13 protein-coding genes and 2 tRNA genes are annotated in these 18,024 nt (G+C 66.0%); 6 read left to right on the plus strand and 9 right to left on the minus strand.

The genetic code is table 11. The features are described 5' to 3' along the window. Window positions 1-8: 8 nt before the first annotated feature. From ACIQCN_RS02225 to bcp, 6 genes are all read right to left on the minus strand, one after another. The gene (locus ACIQCN_RS02225) at window positions 9-3,248 is read right to left on the minus strand and encodes an efflux RND transporter permease subunit (RefSeq protein ID WP_400609205.1); all 3,240 of its coding nucleotides are present in this window, start codon (window positions 3,246-3,248) and stop codon (window positions 9-11) included. A 21-nt stretch (window positions 3,249-3,269) separates the two neighbouring features. Further along, a complete protein-coding gene (locus ACIQCN_RS02230; RefSeq protein ID WP_400609207.1) occupies window positions 3,270-4,772 on the minus strand; it encodes a malate:quinone oxidoreductase in 1,503 nt (500 codons plus the stop codon). A 79-nt stretch (window positions 4,773-4,851) separates the two neighbouring features. Beyond that, complete coding sequence (locus ACIQCN_RS02235) at window positions 4,852-6,522, minus strand: ABC transporter substrate-binding protein (protein ID WP_400609209.1); 1,671 nt, start codon at window positions 6,520-6,522, stop codon at window positions 4,852-4,854. Window positions 6,523-6,645: 123 nt separating this feature from the next. Then, a complete protein-coding gene (locus ACIQCN_RS02240) occupies window positions 6,646-7,308 on the minus strand; it encodes a fasciclin domain-containing protein (RefSeq protein WP_400609211.1) in 663 nt (220 codons plus the stop codon). Window positions 7,309-7,520: 212 nt separating this feature from the next. Next, window positions 7,521-7,602, minus strand: a tRNA-Leu gene (locus ACIQCN_RS02245). A gap of 86 nt (window positions 7,603-7,688) precedes the next feature. Then, window positions 7,689-8,162, minus strand: a complete 474-nt coding sequence (bcp, locus tag ACIQCN_RS02250; RefSeq protein WP_400609213.1) for a thioredoxin-dependent thiol peroxidase — start codon at window positions 8,160-8,162, stop codon at window positions 7,689-7,691. Between the two features lie 96 nt (window positions 8,163-8,258). On the opposite strand from bcp, the gene ACIQCN_RS02255 reads away from it, so the two are divergent. After that, window positions 8,259-8,711: a MarR family winged helix-turn-helix transcriptional regulator gene (locus tag ACIQCN_RS02255; RefSeq protein WP_400604264.1), complete on the plus strand. Its 453-nt coding sequence runs from the start codon at window positions 8,259-8,261 to the stop codon at window positions 8,709-8,711. A gap of 213 nt (window positions 8,712-8,924) precedes the next feature. On the opposite strand, the gene ACIQCN_RS02260 is transcribed toward ACIQCN_RS02255, so the two are convergent. The 3 genes from ACIQCN_RS02260 to ACIQCN_RS02270 form a co-directional block, all read right to left on the minus strand. Next, a tRNA-Lys gene (locus ACIQCN_RS02260) sits at window positions 8,925-9,000 on the minus strand. Window positions 9,001-9,115: 115 nt separating this feature from the next. Then, window positions 9,116-10,270, minus strand: a complete 1,155-nt coding sequence (locus tag ACIQCN_RS02265) for a PQQ-dependent sugar dehydrogenase (RefSeq protein ID WP_400609216.1) — start codon at window positions 10,268-10,270, stop codon at window positions 9,116-9,118. Window positions 10,271-10,324: 54 nt separating this feature from the next. After that, window positions 10,325-11,221, minus strand: a complete 897-nt coding sequence (locus ACIQCN_RS02270) for a hypothetical protein (protein ID WP_400609218.1) — start codon at window positions 11,219-11,221, stop codon at window positions 10,325-10,327. Window positions 11,222-11,362: 141 nt separating this feature from the next. Between ACIQCN_RS02270 and ACIQCN_RS02275 the strand changes: the two genes are divergently transcribed. From ACIQCN_RS02275 to ilvC, 5 genes are all read left to right on the plus strand, one after another. Next, window positions 11,363-12,280, plus strand: coding sequence for a LysR family transcriptional regulator (locus tag ACIQCN_RS02275; protein WP_400603353.1), 918 nt, complete (start codon window positions 11,363-11,365; stop codon window positions 12,278-12,280). 147 nt (window positions 12,281-12,427) lie between these two features. Then, window positions 12,428-14,146, plus strand: coding sequence for a dihydroxy-acid dehydratase (gene ilvD, locus ACIQCN_RS02280; RefSeq protein ID WP_400603354.1), 1,719 nt, complete (start codon window positions 12,428-12,430; stop codon window positions 14,144-14,146). A gap of 367 nt (window positions 14,147-14,513) precedes the next feature. After that, window positions 14,514-16,418 (plus strand): acetolactate synthase large subunit, encoded by a 1,905-nt coding sequence (locus tag ACIQCN_RS02285; RefSeq protein ID WP_400609220.1) that lies wholly within the window; start codon window positions 14,514-14,516, stop codon window positions 16,416-16,418. 3 nt (window positions 16,419-16,421) lie between these two features. After that, window positions 16,422-16,934, plus strand: a complete 513-nt coding sequence (gene ilvN, locus ACIQCN_RS02290) for an acetolactate synthase small subunit (protein ID WP_018768340.1) — start codon at window positions 16,422-16,424, stop codon at window positions 16,932-16,934. Window positions 16,935-16,996: 62 nt separating this feature from the next. Further along, entirely contained in the window at window positions 16,997-18,022 is a 1,026-nt protein-coding gene (ilvC, locus tag ACIQCN_RS02295) for a ketol-acid reductoisomerase (protein WP_400603356.1), read from the plus strand. The last annotated feature ends 2 nt before the right edge of the window (window positions 18,023-18,024 follow it).

Below are 18,024 nucleotides of genomic sequence, written 5' to 3' on the forward strand. Positions count from 1 at the left end.
CGCGGGCTTTAGCCCGCCTGCTCCGGCCCGCCGTTGGCTGCCCGCCGCCCGCTGACTTTGGGCACCATGCCCGTGGTCCAGTCCCGGAACTCCTCCTCGACATCGGATGCGGCCGCGAACTCAGGACGGCGCTTCAGTTCGCGCATCAGGTCCTTCTTTTCGCGCCGGCCCTCCACCAGTCGGTACAGCACGGGTACCAGCACCAGCGTCAGGGCGGTGGAGGAGACCAGCCCGCCAACAACGACGACGGCAAGCGGCTGGGAGATAAAGCCGCCTCCTCCGGTGAGCCCCAGGGCCATCGGCGTCAGGGCGAAGACGGTGGCCAGCGCGGTCATCAGGATGGGCCGCAGGCGCTGGCGCGCGCCGTGGGTGATGGCGTCCTGGACGTTCATCGCGGGCCGGCCCTCTCCAGGCCGGCGGTACTGGTTGATGAGGTCAATGAGCACGATGGCGTTGGTCACCACGATGCCCACCAGCATCAGCATGCCGATCAGCGAGGGGAGCCCCAGCGGGACGCCCGTCACCAGCAGCAGCGCCACCGCTCCGGTGGCCGCGAAGGGAACTGAGACCAGAAGGATCAGCGGCTGGACGAGGGACTTGAACGTGGCCACCATGATCACGTAGACGATGGCGATCGCGGCCAGCAGCGCCAGGCCCAGCTGGCGGAACGATTCGGCCTGCTGCGTGGTGGCGCCGCCCAGCTCCGCAGTGACGCCCGCAGGCAGATCGACGCCCCGGAGGCGCTTTTCCACTTCGGCGCTCACGGCACCAAGGTTGGAGCCCGACGGCGTCACCGACACCTTGGCGGTCCGCTGGCCATTGCTCGCAGTGATGCTCACCGGGACATCCACCTGCTCCACGCTGGCGATGCTGCCGAGCCGGACCGGCCCCCGGGCGCCGGGCAGCGCGATGCCACGGACCGCTTCGATGCTGGTGAACTGGGTCCCCTTGCCGATCCGCACCGGGAAATCAGTAGTGCCGATACGCACCTCACCGGCCGGCACCGGGCTGATGGTGGAGGCGAGCACGCCTGCCACCTGTTCCTCGTTGAGTCCGGCTGCCACCGTCCTGGCCCGGTCCACCCGGATCTGGACCACCGGCTGGCCCTCGGCCAGGTTGGTCGCCACCTCGCTGGTGCCGGGCGTGCCCTCCATCGCGGCCATCATGGCCTCGCTTGCGGTCCGGAGGTCCGCCGTCGTTGCCGCCTTCAGGGTGATGTCCACGGTGGACGATGTGCCGAACCCGCCCTGTTGGGTTCCCACCGATACCTTGCCCGAACCGGGCACCTCGGCCAGTTCAGCGCGGACCGTCTCCTGCAGCTCGTCCTGGTCCGCTTTCTCGTCCGTGACCACGGTGAAAGTGGAGTTGGACGATCCCGTGGAGACGAGGGCGGCAAAGCCTGCCTGGGCGTTGCCGGACGTGACCTGGATGTCCTTGATGCCGTCGATGGTCCGCAGCTTCTCCTCCAGCCGGACGGCGGCGGCGCTGGTATCCGCCAGGCTGGTACCCGCGGGAAGGACCTGCCGGACGGTCATGCTGTTTTGTCCTGAGCCGCCCAGCAGGTTCGTGGCCAGCAGCGGCGTCATGGCGGCGGTGGCTCCCAGCACCAGGGCCGCGGCGACCAGCGTGACCACAGGGTGTTTCTGGGTGGTGCGGAGGATGGGCAGGTAGCCGCGCTGGAGCCTGCTCCGCTGTTCGGCGGCCAGTGCCTTGGCACGGGCTTCCGCAGCGTACGCGCGGGCCCCGGGGGTTCCGGGGGGAAACCCGACGGCGGCCCCCGGGTTTTTGAGGAACCAGTATGCCAGCACGGGGACGATGGTCAGCGAGACCAGCAGCGAGGCGAGCAGCGCCATGGTCACCGTCAGGGCGAACGGGCGGAACAGTTCGCCGGCCAGTTCCCCGACGAACGCGATCGGCAGGAAGACCGCCACGGTGGTCAGCGTCGACGCGGTGATGGCGCCGGCCACCTCGCGGATGGCGGTGAGGATGGCCGTGACCTTGTCCTCGCCGTAGGTGAGGTGGCGCTTGATGTTCTCAATGACCACGATCGAATCGTCCACCACGCGGCCGATGGCGATGGTCAGCGCGCCCAGGGTGAGGATGTTGAGCGAGTAGCCGGTGGCGGAAAGTCCGATGAACGTCACCAGGAGGGACAGGGGGATGGATACGGCGGTGACCAGGGTGGACCGGGTGGACATCAGGAACACCAGGATGACGGCCACGGCGAAGCCGAGGCCCAGGAGGCCTTCCGTGGTCAGGTCCTTGATGGACTTCTCGATGAAGGGCGCCTGGTCAAAGACGGGGGTGAATTTCGCGTTGGAGCCGAGTTCGGCTTCGAGTTCAGCCAGGGAGTCACGGACGGCGTGGGAAATGGCCACGGTGTCCCCCTCGGGCTTCTTGGTGACCGATACCGCGAGTGTCTCCTCGCCATTTGTCCGGGTGATGGAGGTCCGCCCGTCGTCCTGGATTGAGACATCGGCCACCGAACCGATGGTGGCCGCCTTCTTTGCCCCGGAGAGTGGAAGCGCCCGGATCGCTTCGATGGAGTCCACCGGGCTGCCCACCTGCAGCGAGAGCGTCTTGCCCTTTTCCTCAAGCGTCCCGGCGGGGATGAGCGCCCCGTTGTTGGACAGTGCGTCGCGGATGGCGCTGAGGCCGGTACCGGCCGCGGCCATCTCCCTGGTCCTCGGCAGGATCTCGATGTGCTGGGTGGCGCCGCCCGTGACGTCGGCGCCCCGGACGCCGTCGATCTTCTGCAGCCGCGGCACGCTCAGCCGCTGGAGGTCCGCATTGAGCTCACTGAGCGGCTTGTCCGAGGACACCGCCAGAAAGACGATGGGGAAGTCGCTGATGTTGCCGGCGATGGCCTGCGGCTGGACGTCCTCCGGCAGGGTCCGCTTGGCATTGGAGATGGCCCGGTCGATCTGGTTCCGGGCACGGTCAAGGTCCGAGCCATAGGTGAAGGCCAAGGTGATCCGGGAGACGCCGTCGCGCGACGTGGAGGAGGTGGATTCCAGCCCCTCCACGCCGTTCAGTGCGGTTTCCAGGGGAGCGCTTACCTGCTTGTCCACCACTTCCGGTGACGCACCCGGCATGGCTGTGAGCACCGTAATCTGCGGGAACTCGATGGAGGGAATGAGTTCCTGTTTCAGCGAGGACATGGTGATCACGCCGAAGACGGAGGCAAAGACGGTGATCAGTGCGATCAGGGCCCGGTTTGCGAGTGAAAGGTGTGCCAGCCGGAACATCGCATGCTCTCCTGGTGGTGGTCAGAAGCTGGCGGAAACGCTTTCCAGCTGGAGGGATTTGGCCGTAGCCTTTTCAAGCTCCACGGCGAGGTCCGGATTCTCATCCAGCTTCACCCCGTAGCCGGGCATCATGTCCTTCAGCTTGGACTGCCAGCCCTTGAAGTTCCGGGGGAACGTCTTTTGCAGCAGCTCAATCATGATGGGCACCGCAGTGGATGCACCGGGGGATGCGCCCAGCAATGCTCCGATGGAACCGTCGCGGCTGGCGATCACCTCGGTGCCGAACTGCAGGACGCCGCCCTTCTGCGGGTCCTTCTTGATGATCTGTACACGCTGGCCGGCGGTGATCAGTTCCCAGTCGCCGTCGCGGGCTTCGGGGTAGTACTCCCGCAGGGCTTCCACCTTGTCGCCGTGGCGCTTGGCCACCTCCTTGATGAGGTATGCGGTGAGGTCCATGTTGTCCTTGGCCACCGCCAGCATGGGGATGATGTTCCCCGGCCGGATGGACAGAGGCAGGTCCAGGTAGGAGCCGTTCTTGAGGAAGTTGGTGGAGAAGCCGGCGTAGGGACCGAAGAGGAGGGACCGCTTGCCGTTGACGTAGCGGGTGTCCAGGTGCGGCACCGACATGGGGGGAGCGCCCACCGATGCCTGCCCGTAAACCTTGGCACTGTGCTGGGCAGCGATGGTCTCGTCCGTGCAGCGGAAGAACTGCCCGGACACCGGGAATCCGCCATAGCCCTTGCTCTCCGGGATGCCCGAGGCCTGCAGCAGGTGGAGTGCGCCGCCGCCGGCACCCACGAACACAAACCTGGCATGGATCTTGCCGTGCTCGCCGGAACGCGGGTATTTCAGGGAGAGGTCCCAGCCGCCGTCGGCCGCCCGGGAAATGCCGGTGACATCGTGGCCGTAGTTGACCTCCACGCCGTTCTTGCCGAGGTAAGTGGTCAGTTCACGGGTCAGCGCCCCGAAGTCGACGTCCGTGCCCTCGGCGGCGCGGGTAGCGGCGATGCGCTGCTTGGGGTCGCGCCCCTTGACGATCAGCGGCGCCCACTTGGCGATCTGGCCGTGGTCCTCGGAGTAATCCATGCTCCGGAACAGGGTGTGGGACTTCAGCGCCTCGTAGCGGGTCTTGAGGAACCGGGTGTGGTCCTCGCCGATGACGAAGCTCATGTGCGGAACCGTATTGATGAAGCCCTTGGGCGAACCGATCAGGTTCCGGTCCACCAGATGGGACCAGAACTGGCGGGAAAGCTGGAACTGCTCGTTGATGTGCAGCGCCTTGGCGGGGTTCACCGAGCCGTCCTTGGCCGCGGGGGAGTAGTTGAGCTCGCAGAGGGCGGCGTGGCCGGTGCCGGCGTTGTTCCAGGGCCCGGAGCTTTCCAGTCCTGGCTCGTCCAGCCGTTCGAAGAGCGAAATGGTCCAGTCAGGCTCCAGCTGCTTGAGGAAAGCCCCCAGCGTGGCGCTCATGATGCCTCCGCCAATCAGGACGACGTCGGCATGAGGGGTCTTGGAAATGAAGGTCACGATCAGTCTCCGATTGCAGCGGCTCTGGCTGTCACAGAATATCCCCGCCCGGCGGACATACTGAAATTGAGCCGGTCCGTCAAGGCTTTAGCTGGACCTTCGTGAAAACTTCATGCAGCACCGGAGACGCCGGGTAGCTGATGACCCGGTCCGAGAGGGCCAATGCCGAGATAGGGAATGCGATCGGGACGGCCGGGACTGTGGCCGCTATCTGCTCGTTGATGGTGTGGTACAGCTCATCCCGCTCGTCGCCCTGGGGCAGTCCCCGGGCCCGGTTGATCTTGGCGAAGACCTGCGGATCCTGGTAGCCAAACTCGCCGTTCTTCTCACCGAAGAGCGGGCCCACGAAGTTGTCTGCGTCTGAATAGGAGCCGTTCCATCCGAGGAGGTGCAGCGCGTGGTCGCCGGCCGACTGAACGTCCTGGAGGTAGCCTTCGGACCACTCCACGGGAACGGGGCGGATGTTCAGCCCTGCGGCCGTGAGCTGGCGGCTGATCTCGGCATACACCTTCTCCGGCGTGGGCAGGTAGGGCCGCGTGACGTTAAGCGGATAGTAGAACTTCAGCGGCTCGCCCGCGTAGCCGGCGTCCTGGAGGTACTGCTTCGCCTTCGCCAGGTTATGCCCCAGCTCAGGCGCGTCGTTGTTAAACCCGCTGATCTTGGGCGGGACGAATTGTGTCGCTTTGCCGGTGTTATCGATGAAGAAGCGGCGGATCAGTGTTTCCTTGTCGATCGCCATCTCGATCGCCTGCCGCACCTTGAGTTTTCGCAGCACCGGGATCTCCTGGTTGATTCCCACATACATGACGGAGAACGGATCCCGCTGGACAATCTGTTTGCCCCGCTTGACCAGCTGGTCGAAGTTTCCGACGGTGACGGCGTCATAGCCGTCGATCGTGCCGTCCAGGAGGGCTTGCAGGCGTGACTGGGGGTGGGTGTACGCCTTGAAGTTAATGGTGGCTATCTGGCCGCGGTCGCCCCAGTAGGCATCGTTGGTGGCGAGCGTGACACTTGCTTCGTCCCAGGCGGCCAGCCTGAAAGGCCCGGTGCCCACGGGGCGGGTGGCGAATCTGGAGAGCCGCTGGCCGCCGCGGTCCTGGTCCAACACGTCTGCGGTGTCCTTGGCGAGAGCCGCAGGGGAGGCGATCGCGAACGCCGGCAGGGTCAGCGCCTGGAGGAATGCGGTAAAGCGCTGGGTCAGGTCGATCCGCACCGTGTGTGCCGACACCGCCGTGCAGCTCTTGAAGATCGAAAGCCCCGGGTCATCAGCGTGCGCCTTGAACACGCCTTTAAAGGAGATGCCCGGGGCCTGGTCGCGAAGGGCGCTCGGCAGGCCAAACCAGCGGTTGAAGTTAGTACACACGGCTTCGGCATTAAAAGGAGTGCCGTCCTGGAAAGTGACATCTGTGCGGAGCTTGAACGTGTAGGAACGGCCCTCGTCGGATTCGCTCCACTCCGTGGCGAGGAGGGGGGTGGGCTGGCCGGTGGTCTGGTCCACCCCCACCAGGCCCTCCATGATCTGGCGGGTGATGCGTTGGGACTCCACGTCGTTGGAGAGTGCGGGGTCCAGGCCGAGCGGTTGCGCTGCCGTTCCGAAGTTGAAGGTTGCGGTGGGCCGGGGCCCCGCAGAGGGGTCAGCGGCGCCGGACGACGGCGACGGGCCGGGCGAGCCGGTGCACGACGTTGCGCCCAGCGCCAGGAAGGCGGCTCCGGTCAGGAGGACAGTCCGCCGCGATGTACTGCTGGGCACTCGTTTACCACCTCGGGATGTTCCGGCTCCGCCGCCTGCGGGCCGGACCCCAGTCTAATTGACGCAGCTTGGCGGGTCCCGGCCTGTCGGCCGGGACCCGCCTCAGGAGCCGTGGTGTGGGTCCTATTTGGGCATCAGGACGGAGTCCACCAGGTATACGGTGGCGTTCTTGGTCTGGACGCCGCCGCAGACCACGTTGGCGTTGTCCACCTTGAGGTTGTCTCCACTGCCGGTCACGGTCACCGAACCGCCCTGGACCGTGGCGTGCGTGCCCGCGATGTCATCCGGAGTGATCTGGCCGGGGACTACGTGGTAGGTCAGGATCTTGCTCAGGAGGGCATCGTCCGTCTTCAGGGTCTCGATGGTGGCGGCATCGATTTTGGCGAAGGCGTCGTCCACCGGTGCGAAGACCGTAAATTCGCCGCCGTTGAGGGTGTCCACCAAGTCAACCTTGGGGTTCAGCTTGCCGGAGACGGCTGCCGTGAGCGTGGTGAGGATCGGGTTGTTGGAGGCTGCAACAGCTACGGGGTCCAGGGCCATGCCCTCCACGGAGCCGGCACCGGTGGGAACCTGCTCGGCGTAGGCGGCGCAGCCGGGGCCGACCAGGTTGGCGGCCGGATCCATCATGTCGGCGCTGGCCGAGGCTGAAGGGGCAGTGGTGGCCGCCGGCGTCTCTGCCGGGGCTGAGGACTCCGCGGTGCTGGATCCGCCACAGGCGGTCAGGCTGAGCAGTGCGGCGGCTGCAACGCCTGCGACCGAGAAAGTTGTGCGCTTGATGGTCTGCATTTCGGATCTCCTTGGTTTGTGGCATGTGCCTGCCGCGGACCGGTGTCCGCAGCGTTGATCTGGCCGGTGGACATCTGCCGCGTGGCTGATGTCTCACTGGGTATTCGGCCGATGCGCGGCTGCGGATGGGTGGATGCCAAGGAGTTTTTCGGTGCGCTGTCGAAAACGCAGAACACCCCCGGCCCGAAGGCTGGGGGTGTTCTGTCACAATGTGCGCAAGGGGGGACTTGAACCCCCACGCCCGAAGGCACAGGAACCTAAATCCTGCGTGTCTGCCAATTTCACCACTCGCGCAAAGCTTGCCGCTTTTCAGACGCGCGCCCAAACGCACGACGGCGGAAGCCAGTCTCCATTGTAACGTCGCCCGGGGTCCGGAACAGTTAACTGTCGAGGCCCAGGTCCCGGCGGAGTTTGGCGACGTGCCCCGTGGCCCGGACGTTGTACTGGGCCAGGGCAACCCTTCCGTCCGAGTCCACGACGACGGTGGACCGGATAAGCCCCTCGTACGTCTTTCCGTAGTTCTTCTTCTCTCCCCACACGCCGTAGGCCTCAGCCACGGCGTGGTCTGCATCGGACAGCAGCGGGAAGGTCAATGCTTCCTTTTCCGCGAATTTGGCAAGCTTGGCCACGGGATCGGGGGAAATTCCCAGGACGTCGTATCCGGCTGCCTGCAGGGATGCCAGGCTGTCCCGGAAGTCGCACGCCTGCTTGGTGCACCCGGGCGTGGAGGCTGCCGGGTAAAAGTACACAATGGTGCTCCGGCCGTTGCCGGGGGCGAGGCTGACATCCTTACCGGCGGAGTCCGTGAGCGTGAACGCCGGTGCCTGGTCACCGGTAAGAAGTCTTTCAGCCATTGTTTTTCTCCTGGTTGCTGGGGTGACACACCAGCCTAGTAACGGGTGTTCGACTGTGCCAATCGGCATTTCGCTATACTGGCTTGTATGCCTGATATGGATCACTGGCCCACGGGGCGCCTCTTGTCCACTGCTGCGCGCCTCGTTGAACACTCATGGAATGAAAAACTTGCCGCGATCGGGCTGACCCATGCGGGCGTCATTGCCATCGAAGTTCTGGAAGCCCAGGGTCCCATGACGCAGGCGCAGCTCGCCCAGTACGTCCGGGTCCAGGCCCAGACGATGGGCAAGACCCTCAGCAGGCTCGAAGCCCATGGCCACATTGCCCGGGTACGCAGCACCTCGGACCGCCGGAGCCACGTTGTGTCGCTGACCGAACGCGGCAAGGAAGCAGTTGCAGCCGCAGTGGAGATGGAACGCTCCGTGCTGGCCTCCGCATCCATCGACCCGGAAGTCCTCCGGCAGGAACTCCAGGCCGTGGTCCGCGAGCTGGCCAGCCAGTTCGGTTCCACGCCGGCCAACGCGGCACTGGTGGACAATACGCCTTAAAAGTTCCGGTCTCCAAGTCATCCAGCGCGGTCCCACGAGAGGGCCGCACGACGCGACCCCGGCCCAGGCCGGAGGCCGCGTTTTTGTTTCCGCCCGGTGTTGTTCCGCTGGTGGAAGGGCGTGCAGTTCAGCGCTTCTTCCCGGACACGGAACAATCAGAAAACAAAACAACCCCTGGCCTGCGTTTCCGCCGGCCAGGGGTTGTTTTTCCTTTGGTGCACCCCCCGGGACTTGAACCCGGAACCCATTGATTAAGAGTCAATTGCTCTGCCAATTGAGCTAGAGGTGCATCTTCTTTGCTTTGCTCACCGGGGCTTTTGTTTCCCCGTTGTTCTCCGCAACGACATGAAACTCTACACGAACTTTTCGCCCATGTGAAATCGGCGGGCCGGGTGCCTGCCGCATCAGCCTGCAGGCCCTAAAACAACCGCGAAATCAGGGTTTTGGTTGTTGGTGAGCAGCCAGAAACCACCCTCTGGGGTCCGCACCACGTCCCGGATCCGCCCATACATTCCTGTGAAATGGGCCACAGGTTTTCCGGCCTCGGTGCCGGAAAGGGGGATGGTCCAAAGCCGCTGCCCGCGCAGGGCGCCAACATAGGCCGTGGAGCCCGCGATCTCGAGTCCGCTGGGCGAGGCATCGCTGGTGGGCCAGACTACTTTGGCGTCCTGGAACTCCGGCCTGCCGGGTGCCCCGGTGACCTCCGGCCACCCGTAGTTGGCGCCCGGCAGGATCAGGTTCAGTTCGTCGTCCACGTCCGGCCCGAACTCAGTGGCCCACAACCGCCCGTCGGTGTCCCACGCCAGCCCTTGGACGTTTCGATGGCCAAGGCTGTAGACGGCGTTGCCGAACGGATTGCCGGGCGCCGGGCCACCGTCCGGTGTGAGCCGGAGAATTTTCCCGCCCAGCGCCGCAGGGTCCTGGGGCTGGTCGCGGCGCTGCGAGTCTCCGGTGCCCACATAGAGGTAGCCGTCCGGCCCGAAGCGGATGCGGCCTCCGTTGTGTGTCGCGGCCTTGGGGATGCCGGCAAATACCACCTCGGGGGCGCCGAGGGACAGCGCGCCGTTGCCGGAGTCCGCCAGGCGAAGCCGCACCACGCGGTTGTCCGCGTCGGAGGTGAGGTATGCGTAGAGCAGCCTGTCCGTGGCGAACCCGGGGGAGAGTGCCAGCCCCAACAGGCCGCCTTCTCCGGCAGGTGCCACGCCCGGGACCGTACCGATAAGGGTGGCGTCAGCTCCGCGCACGGCCTTCAGCGCGGCGGTGCCGCGTTCGGAAACGACGGCGGTACCGTCGGGCAGGAATACCCCGGACCATGGGATGTCGAGCCGCAGGTCCAGCCGGCCGGCGACCCGGACGGCGCCGCCGGACCGGGATGCGTTCGAGCTGGCGGCCGGGGAACTGCCAGCTGCCGCCACCGGGCTGGTCCCGGACGCGGATGGAACCGTGGCTCCGGGACGTTGTGTTGGCGCCGCGTCCGGGCTGCTGCAGGCGGCAAGGAGGAAGAGAAGAGCCGCGGCCACCATGGGCCCTGTGCCGTTGGCGCGCCCGGTGCGGATCATGGGTGCGTAGCGGGCGTGGATCCCGAAGCGGGCCGGCGCTGCACGTGGAAGGCCCTAAAGCCGCTGCCTGCGCGGTGCCCGGAAACCGGCTGCTTCCGCGTGGGCGGCAGACTCGAACCACACCTCAGCACGGGCTTCCCCATATCCGGGGTGGTCCTCGTCGTAGTAGACCATGTCCGTGGCTACGCCTTTGACGGGGTAGCCCGCAGGGCCCGTTCCGTCCGTACTGGCGGCGACAGAGCCGGCGCCGTACGGCTCGTCGGCCGCCAAGTGACCGGCAGGCTCCGGCTGTGCTGCATTGCCCGGTTCATCCTGGATCCGGTCAGTGCCGGTCTCCACAAGCGCAGAAGACTGCGTCCGGTCCATGGTTTCTGCGGCAGCCGCGCCGTCGGGAACGTCGGCGACGGCGTGGTGGTGACCCGCGCCGTCGGGAACGTCGGCGACGGCGTGGTGGTGACCTGCGCCGTCGCGCGCGTCTTCCTCGAGTGCGGCCGACTCGGCGCCCGGAAGCGTGGGCGCATGGCGGTCCGTGTACTCGGCGTGATGCACGGGAGCAGCAGTGTGGGTCGGTTCCCCGCCCGGGGTCGGGACCGTGCCTGTGCCCGCCCCGGGAATGTCCCCCGTAGCGCCGGGCGCACTGCCTTCGGACCACTGGGTTTCCCATTCGCTGCCCGGCCGGCCGCCGCCCGTCGCCGCGTCCGCAGGCTCCTCTGCCGTTGTGGGTGCGACAGGTTCCGCAGGAACGCCGAAGCCGGCCGCGCCCGGAAGTCCGGTGGTTGCCGCTGCCTCAGCAGAGGGAGCAGCGCCTCCGCGGGAGAGGGCACCGTCGGCGTGCGCCGCCGGGGCATCATCGTGGCCGGGCCGGGCGGAGGAGGAACTGCTGCGGTTCAGCAGCCACCACACGACGGCCACTGCAACGGCGATGAGAATGATCCAGAGAACGATGTCCATGGCAAGCCCTTCTGTTTGGATGGAACGGTAGCCTCCACCCCGACGCTACGTCGGGCACCCACTGCTGTCCAGAGAGGACGCCGGGGCCCGCGTTGTTGAGCACACCCGCGGTTTGGGCTGTGCTGACGGTAGCCTCGCTACATGGACTTCAAGCGCCTGCAGATCCTGCGCGAATTGGCGGACCGGGGAACGGTCGGGGCCGCCGCCGAGGCCCTCCACGTCACCCCTTCCGCGGTATCGCAGCAATTGCGCACCCTCCAGGACGAACTGGGCGTCGCGCTTATCGAAAAATCCGGCCGCGGCGTCCGGCTGACCGAAGCGGGCCGGGCCATGGCCACTGCTGCCGCTGAGGTTTCCACCGCGATGGCGAAGGCCGAAGCGACCATCGACACTTACCGCCAGGGCTGGCAGGCGCATATCCGGGCGGCGTTCTTTCCCAGTGCAGCCGAAATGTTCCTGCCCGGGCTGCTGAACCGGGTCAAGGCAGTGCCCGGCCTCCAGCTCGAAGCCTGCCTGGAAGACCCGGGCGTTTCCGGCTTCCCTGAGCTCGTGGCCGACTATGACATCGTCCTGGCCCACAGTGTGGACGGTCCGGATGTGTTCTCCCGGCAGGGAGTGACGGTGGTACCCCTGTTGAAGGAACCACTGGACGTTGCGGTTCCGGCCGGCCACCCCCTTGCCGGCAAAACCAGGCTGACCGCAAAGGACGTGGTGGGCTACCCCTGGCTGGGAGTGCCGGAGGGCTTTCCCTTCGACGCGGTGTTCCGGGAAATCGAGCAGCAGGCGGGAAGCAGTGCGGTGCAGGCCCAGCGGTTCCCGGACCTGCGGGTCCTGGAAGCGCTGGTGAGTGCCGGGCACGGGCTTTCCCTGTTGCCCCGTTACACCGCCACGGGCAACCAGGGGCGGGGCTTCGTGCTGCGGCCACTCGAAGGAGTTGCGGCCCGCCGCAGCATCGTTGCGCTGGTCCGTGCGGACATTGCTGAACGGACCTCCGTCCGCGACGTCCTCGCGATGCTCTCTTGGGAAGCGAAAGCCGTTGAGCAGGGGAGTGGAACGTGACGGCGGCCACCGCGCACGGTCCCGGCACGTCCGTAGTGTCCAAATTGTGGGACGTCAGTCCACTATTTGATAGAAATATTCCGGATATTACGGCGTTCGCCGCTTTTCCGTCCTGGTGCGCGCGGGCGGAGCCCTAGACTTTCCCCTATGAGTGAGACCACCATCGCAACCGACAACAAGCCTGACATCAAACCCCGTAGCCGGGTCGTAACCGACGGAATCCACGCTGCACCCGCACGTGGCATGTTCCGGGCGGTCGGCATGGGGGACGACGACTTCGCGAAGCCCCAGGTCGGTGTCGCGAGCTCGTGGAATGAAATCACTCCTTGCAACCTCTCCCTTAACCGGCTGGCCCAGGGCGCCAAGGAAGGCGTCCACGCCGGCGGCGGTTTCCCCATGCAGTTCGGCACCATCTCCGTCTCCGACGGCATCTCCATGGGACACGAGGGCATGCACTTCTCCCTCGTGTCCCGCGAAGTCATCGCAGACTCCGTGGAAACCGTCATGCAGGCTGAGCGCATTGACGGATCCGTGCTGCTGGCCGGCTGCGACAAGTCGCTTCCCGGCATGCTCATGGCCGCCGCCCGCCTGGACCTGTCCAGCGTGTTCCTCTACGCCGGCTCCATCATGCCCGGCTGGGTCAAGCTTGAGGACGGCTCCGAAAAGGAAGTCACCCTCATCGACGCCTTCGAAGCCGTGGGCGCCTGCGCCGCGGGCAAGATGAGCATGGAGGACCTGACCCGGATCGAAAAGGCCATCTGCCCCGGTGAAGGTGCCTGCGGCGGCATGTACACCGCCAACACCATGGCCTGCATCGGTGAGGCCCTGGGCATGTCCCTGCCCGGCTCCGCAGCCCCGCCCTCGGCAGACCGCCGTCGAGATGAGTTCGCCCGCAAGTCCGGCGAAGCCGTGGTCAACCTGCTGCGCCAGGGCATCACCGCCCGGGACATCATGACCAAGAAGGCCTTCGAGAACGCTATCGCCGTCACCATGGCATTCGGCGGCTCCACCAACGCCGTGCTCCACCTCCTTGCCATCGCCCGCGAAGCCGAAGTCGAGCTGACGCTGGACGACTTCAACCGCATCGGCGACAAGATCCCGCACCTTGGCGACCTCAAGCCCTTCGGCCGCTACGTGATGACGGACGTCGACAAGATCGGCGGCGTGCCGGTCATCATGAAGGCACTGCTCGACGCCGGCCTGCTGCACGGGGACTGCCTCACCGTCACGGGCAAGACCGTCGCCGAAAACCTCGAGGCGATCAACCCGCCGGACGTTGACGGCAAGATCCTGCGCGCGCTGGACAATCCGATCCACAAGACCGGCGGCATCACCATCCTGCACGGCACCATGGCCCCGGAAGGCGCGGTCGTGAAGAGCGCCGGCTTCGACGCCGACGTCTTTGAGGGCACCGCCCGCGTCTTCGAGCGTGAACAGGGCGCCCTGGACGCGCTGGACAACGGCCGGATCAAGGCCGGAGACGTCGTCGTCATCCGCTACGAAGGCCCCAAGGGCGGCCCGGGCATGCGCGAAATGCTCGCCATCACCGGCGCCATCAAGGGTGCCGGGCTGGGCAAGGACGTCCTGCTCCTCACCGACGGCCGGTTCTCCGGCGGCACCACGGGCCTGTGCATCGGGCACGTTGCGCCGGAAGCGGTCGACGGCGGCCCCATCGCCTTCGTCAAGGACGGCGACAGGATCCGGGTGGACATCGCCGCGCGCAGCTTCGACCTGCTGGTGGACGACGCCGAACTCGAGGCCCGCAAGGTGGGCTGGGAGCCGCTTCCGGCACGTTACACCAAGGGTGTCCTGGCCAAATACGCCAAGCTGGTGCACAGCGCCAGCACGGGCGCATACTGCGGGTGACGCGCGGGCCCGAAGCCTTCGGCGGGGGATGGTGCCCGCCTGGGGCGGAAGGGCCCAATAAGGGGTGATCCAATGGGCCCCGGGCTGACGGCGCCCGCGCCGGACGTTCGGGGTTCGGATCACCCCGTGGACAACGGCGTCCACATGGTGAGATGGGCCCGGTCTTCGTTGACACCTGTCTCAGCCAGAGGGAAAACTGAACGCATGACCTTCGTTATCGGCACCGTCGTCGTACTTACCAAGCGCGTGGCACACTAGCCCCGGTAACGAACCGTCACGCGCGAACCCCTCGAAGAGCCGTCAGGCTGAGGGGTTTTTTTATTCCCCGCAGTTCCACGAAACAAGATGATCCACAAGGAAGAGTCCGATGAGCAAAGGATCGCCGATCAGCCCCTCGCTGATGGCCGCCAAGTCCGCCGGAGCCCCCAAGGCTTCGGACCGTGCCGACCGGATGGCTGACAACGCCGCCGTCGCCGACCTTGCTGCCGCCTCTCCTGTCCTTGGGCCGAACAACGTTGTACCCCCAACGGTGATGACCGGCTCGCAAGCTATTGTCCGTTCGCTCGAAGAACTCGGCGTCGACGATATTTTCGGTTTGCCCGGTGGCGCGATCCTGCCCACCTACGACCCCTTGATGGCCTCCAGCATGAATCACGTGCTGGTCCGTCATGAACAGGGAGCCGGCCACGCCGCGCAAGGCTACGCCATGGTTACCGGCCGGGTGGGCGTCTGCATCGCCACCTCCGGCCCGGGAGCCACCAACCTCGTTACCGCCATCATGGATGCCCACATGGACTCCGTGCCGATGGTGGCCATCACCGGCCAGGTGTCCAGCGGCGTCATTGGCACCGATGCTTTCCAGGAGGCGGACATCGTGGGCATCACCATGCCCATCACCAAGCATTCCTTCCTGGTGACCGACCCCAACGACATCCCGCATGTCATGGCCGAGGCCTTCCACCTGGCCTCCACCGGCCGCCCCGGCCCCGTCCTGGTGGACGTGGCCAAGGACGCCCAGGTGGGCCAGATGACCTTCTCGTGGCCGCCGAAGATCGACCTGCCCGGCTACCGCCCCGTGACCCGCGGCCACAATAAGCAGGTGCGCGAAGCCGCCAAGCTGATTGCCGCTTCCAGCAAGCCGGTCCTGTACGTGGGCGGCGGCGTGGTGAAGGCCCACGCCTCCGCCGAGCTTATGGCCCTGGCGGAAGCAACCGGAGCTCCCGTGGTCACCACCCTGATGGCCAAGGGAGTTTTCCCGGACTCGCATCCCCAGCACGTGGGCATGCCCGGCATGCATGGCAGCGTCTCCGCCGTCACCGCGCTCCAGCAGGCCGACCTCCTGATTACCCTGGGCGCCCGCTTCGACGACCGCGTCACCGGTGTCCTGAAGACCTTCGCGCCCACGGCCAAGGTCATCCACGCGGACATCGACCCCGCCGAAATCTCCAAGAACCGCACCGCCGATGTCCCTATCGTCGGCTCCGTCAAGGAGATCATCCCCGAGCTGACGGACGCGGTCCGCGCACAGTTCGAGGCGGCCGGCACCCCTGACCTGACCACCTGGTGGGCCTTCCTGAACAACCTCAAGGAGACCTACCCCCTCGGCTGGACCGAGCCGGACGACGGCCTCACTGCCCCGCAGAAGGTCATTGAGCGCATCGGCGCCCTTACCGGACCTGAAGGCGTGTATGTCGCGGGTGTGGGCCAGCACCAGATGTGGGCCGCGCAGTTCATCAAGTATGAGCGCCCGCATGCCTGGCTGAACTCCGGCGGCGCCGGCACCATGGGATACGCCGTTCCGGCCGCCATGGGCGCCAAGGTGGGGGAGCCGGACCGTGTGGTCTGGGCCATCGACGGCGACGGCTGCTTCCAGATGACCAACCAGGAGCTGGCCACCTGCGCCATCAACAAGATCCCCATCAAGGTTGCCGTCATCAACAACTCCTCGCTGGGCATGGTGCGCCAGTGGCAGACGCTCTTCTACGAAGGCCGTTACTCCAACACAGACCTCAACACCGGCCACGACACCGTCCGCATCCCGGACTTCGTTAAACTGGGCGAGGCCTACGGCTGTGCGTCCTTCCGGTGTGAACGCGACGAGGACATCGATGCCACCATCCAGAAGGCCCTCGAAATCAATGACCGACCGGTGGTCATCGACTTCGTGGTGAGCCCCAACTCCATGGTGTGGCCGATGGTGCCCGCCGGCGTGAGCAACGACCAGATCCAGGTTGCCCGCAACATGACCCCGGAATGGGAAGAGGAGGACTAGGCCATGAGCCGTCACACACTGTCCGTGCTGGTGGAGGACAAGCCGGGTGTCCTGACCCGGGTAGCCAGCCTCTTCGCCCGCCGCGCCTTCAACATCAACTCCCTGGCCGTCGGCCCCACGGAGGTCCCGGGCGTGTCCCGGATGACCGTCGTGGTCGACGCCGACGGCGACCTGATCGAACAGGTCACCAAGCAGCTCAACAAGCTGATCAACGTCATCAAGATCGTTGAGCTGACCCCCGAATCTTCCGTACAGCGAGACCACATCCTGGTCAAGGTACGTGCGGATGCCGCAACACGCCTGCAGGTCACCCAGGCTGCAGACCTGTTCCGCGCCTCAGTGGTGGACGTTTCCACCGATTCCGTCGTCATTGAGGCAACCGGCCACCCCGAAAAGCTCACGGCACTGCTCTCGGTGCTTGAGCCCTTCGGCATCCGCGAAATCGTGCAGTCCGGCACCCTGGCCGTTGGACGGGGATCCCGCTCCATGAGTGACCGGGCGCTGCGCTCCGCGTAGGCGCCCGTAACCGCAGCACCACCAGACAAATATCTACACACCACTCAAGAGGAGTTACGCAAGTGACTGAAATGTTCTACGACGACGACGCAGACCTGTCGATCATCCAGGGCCGCAAGGTCGCCATCGTTGGCTACGGATCCCAGGGCCACGCCCACGCACTGAACCTGCGCGATTCCGGCGTCGAGGTCGTCATCGCGCTCAAGGACGGCTCCAAGTCCACGGCCAAGGCAGAAGAAGCCGGCTTCACGGTCAAGAACGTTGCCGACGCCGCCGAATGGGCCGACGTCATCATGATTCTCGCGCCGGACCAGCACCAGCGCGCCATCTACAACGACTCAATCAAGGACAAGCTGACCCCGGGCAAGGCCCTTGCCTTCGCCCACGGCTTCAACATCCGCTTCGGCTACATCCAGGCACCGGAGGGCGTCGACGTCATCCTCGTCGCGCCGAAGGCGCCGGGCCACACCGTCCGCCGCGAATTTGAAGCGGGCCGCGGCATCCCGGACATCATCGCCGTGGAGCAGGACGCTTCCGGCTCCGCCTGGGACCTCGCCAAGTCCTACGCCAAGGCAATCGGCGGCACCCGCGCCGGCGTCATCCAGACCACCTTCACCGAAGAGACCGAGACGGACCTCTTCGGCGAGCAGGCGGTTCTCTGCGGCGGTGTGTCCCAGCTGGTCCAGTACGGCTTCGAGACCCTGACCGAGGCCGGTTACCAGCCCCAGATCGCCTACTTCGAAGTCCTGCACGAGCTGAAGCTCATCGTGGACCTGATGTGGGAAGGCGGCATTGCCAAGCAGCGCTGGAGCGTCTCCGACACCGCAGAGTACGGCGACTACGTCTCCGGCCCGCGCGTCATCACCCCCGAGGTGAAGGAAAACATGAAGGCCGTCCTGGCCGACATCCAGTCCGGCGCGTTCGCCAAGCGGTTCATCGAGGACCAGGACAACGGCGCCGTGGAGTTCAAGGAACTGCGTGCCAAGGCCGAGCAGCACCCCATCGAGGCCGTGGGCCGCGAGCTGCGTTCCCTCTTCTCCTGGCAGCAGCAGGACGTGGACTACGTCGAAGGCTCCGCTGCCCGCTAAGG

The organism is Pseudarthrobacter sp. NPDC092424 (assembly GCF_044754925.1).
Taxonomy (GTDB): Bacteria; Actinomycetota; Actinomycetes; order Actinomycetales; family Micrococcaceae; genus Arthrobacter.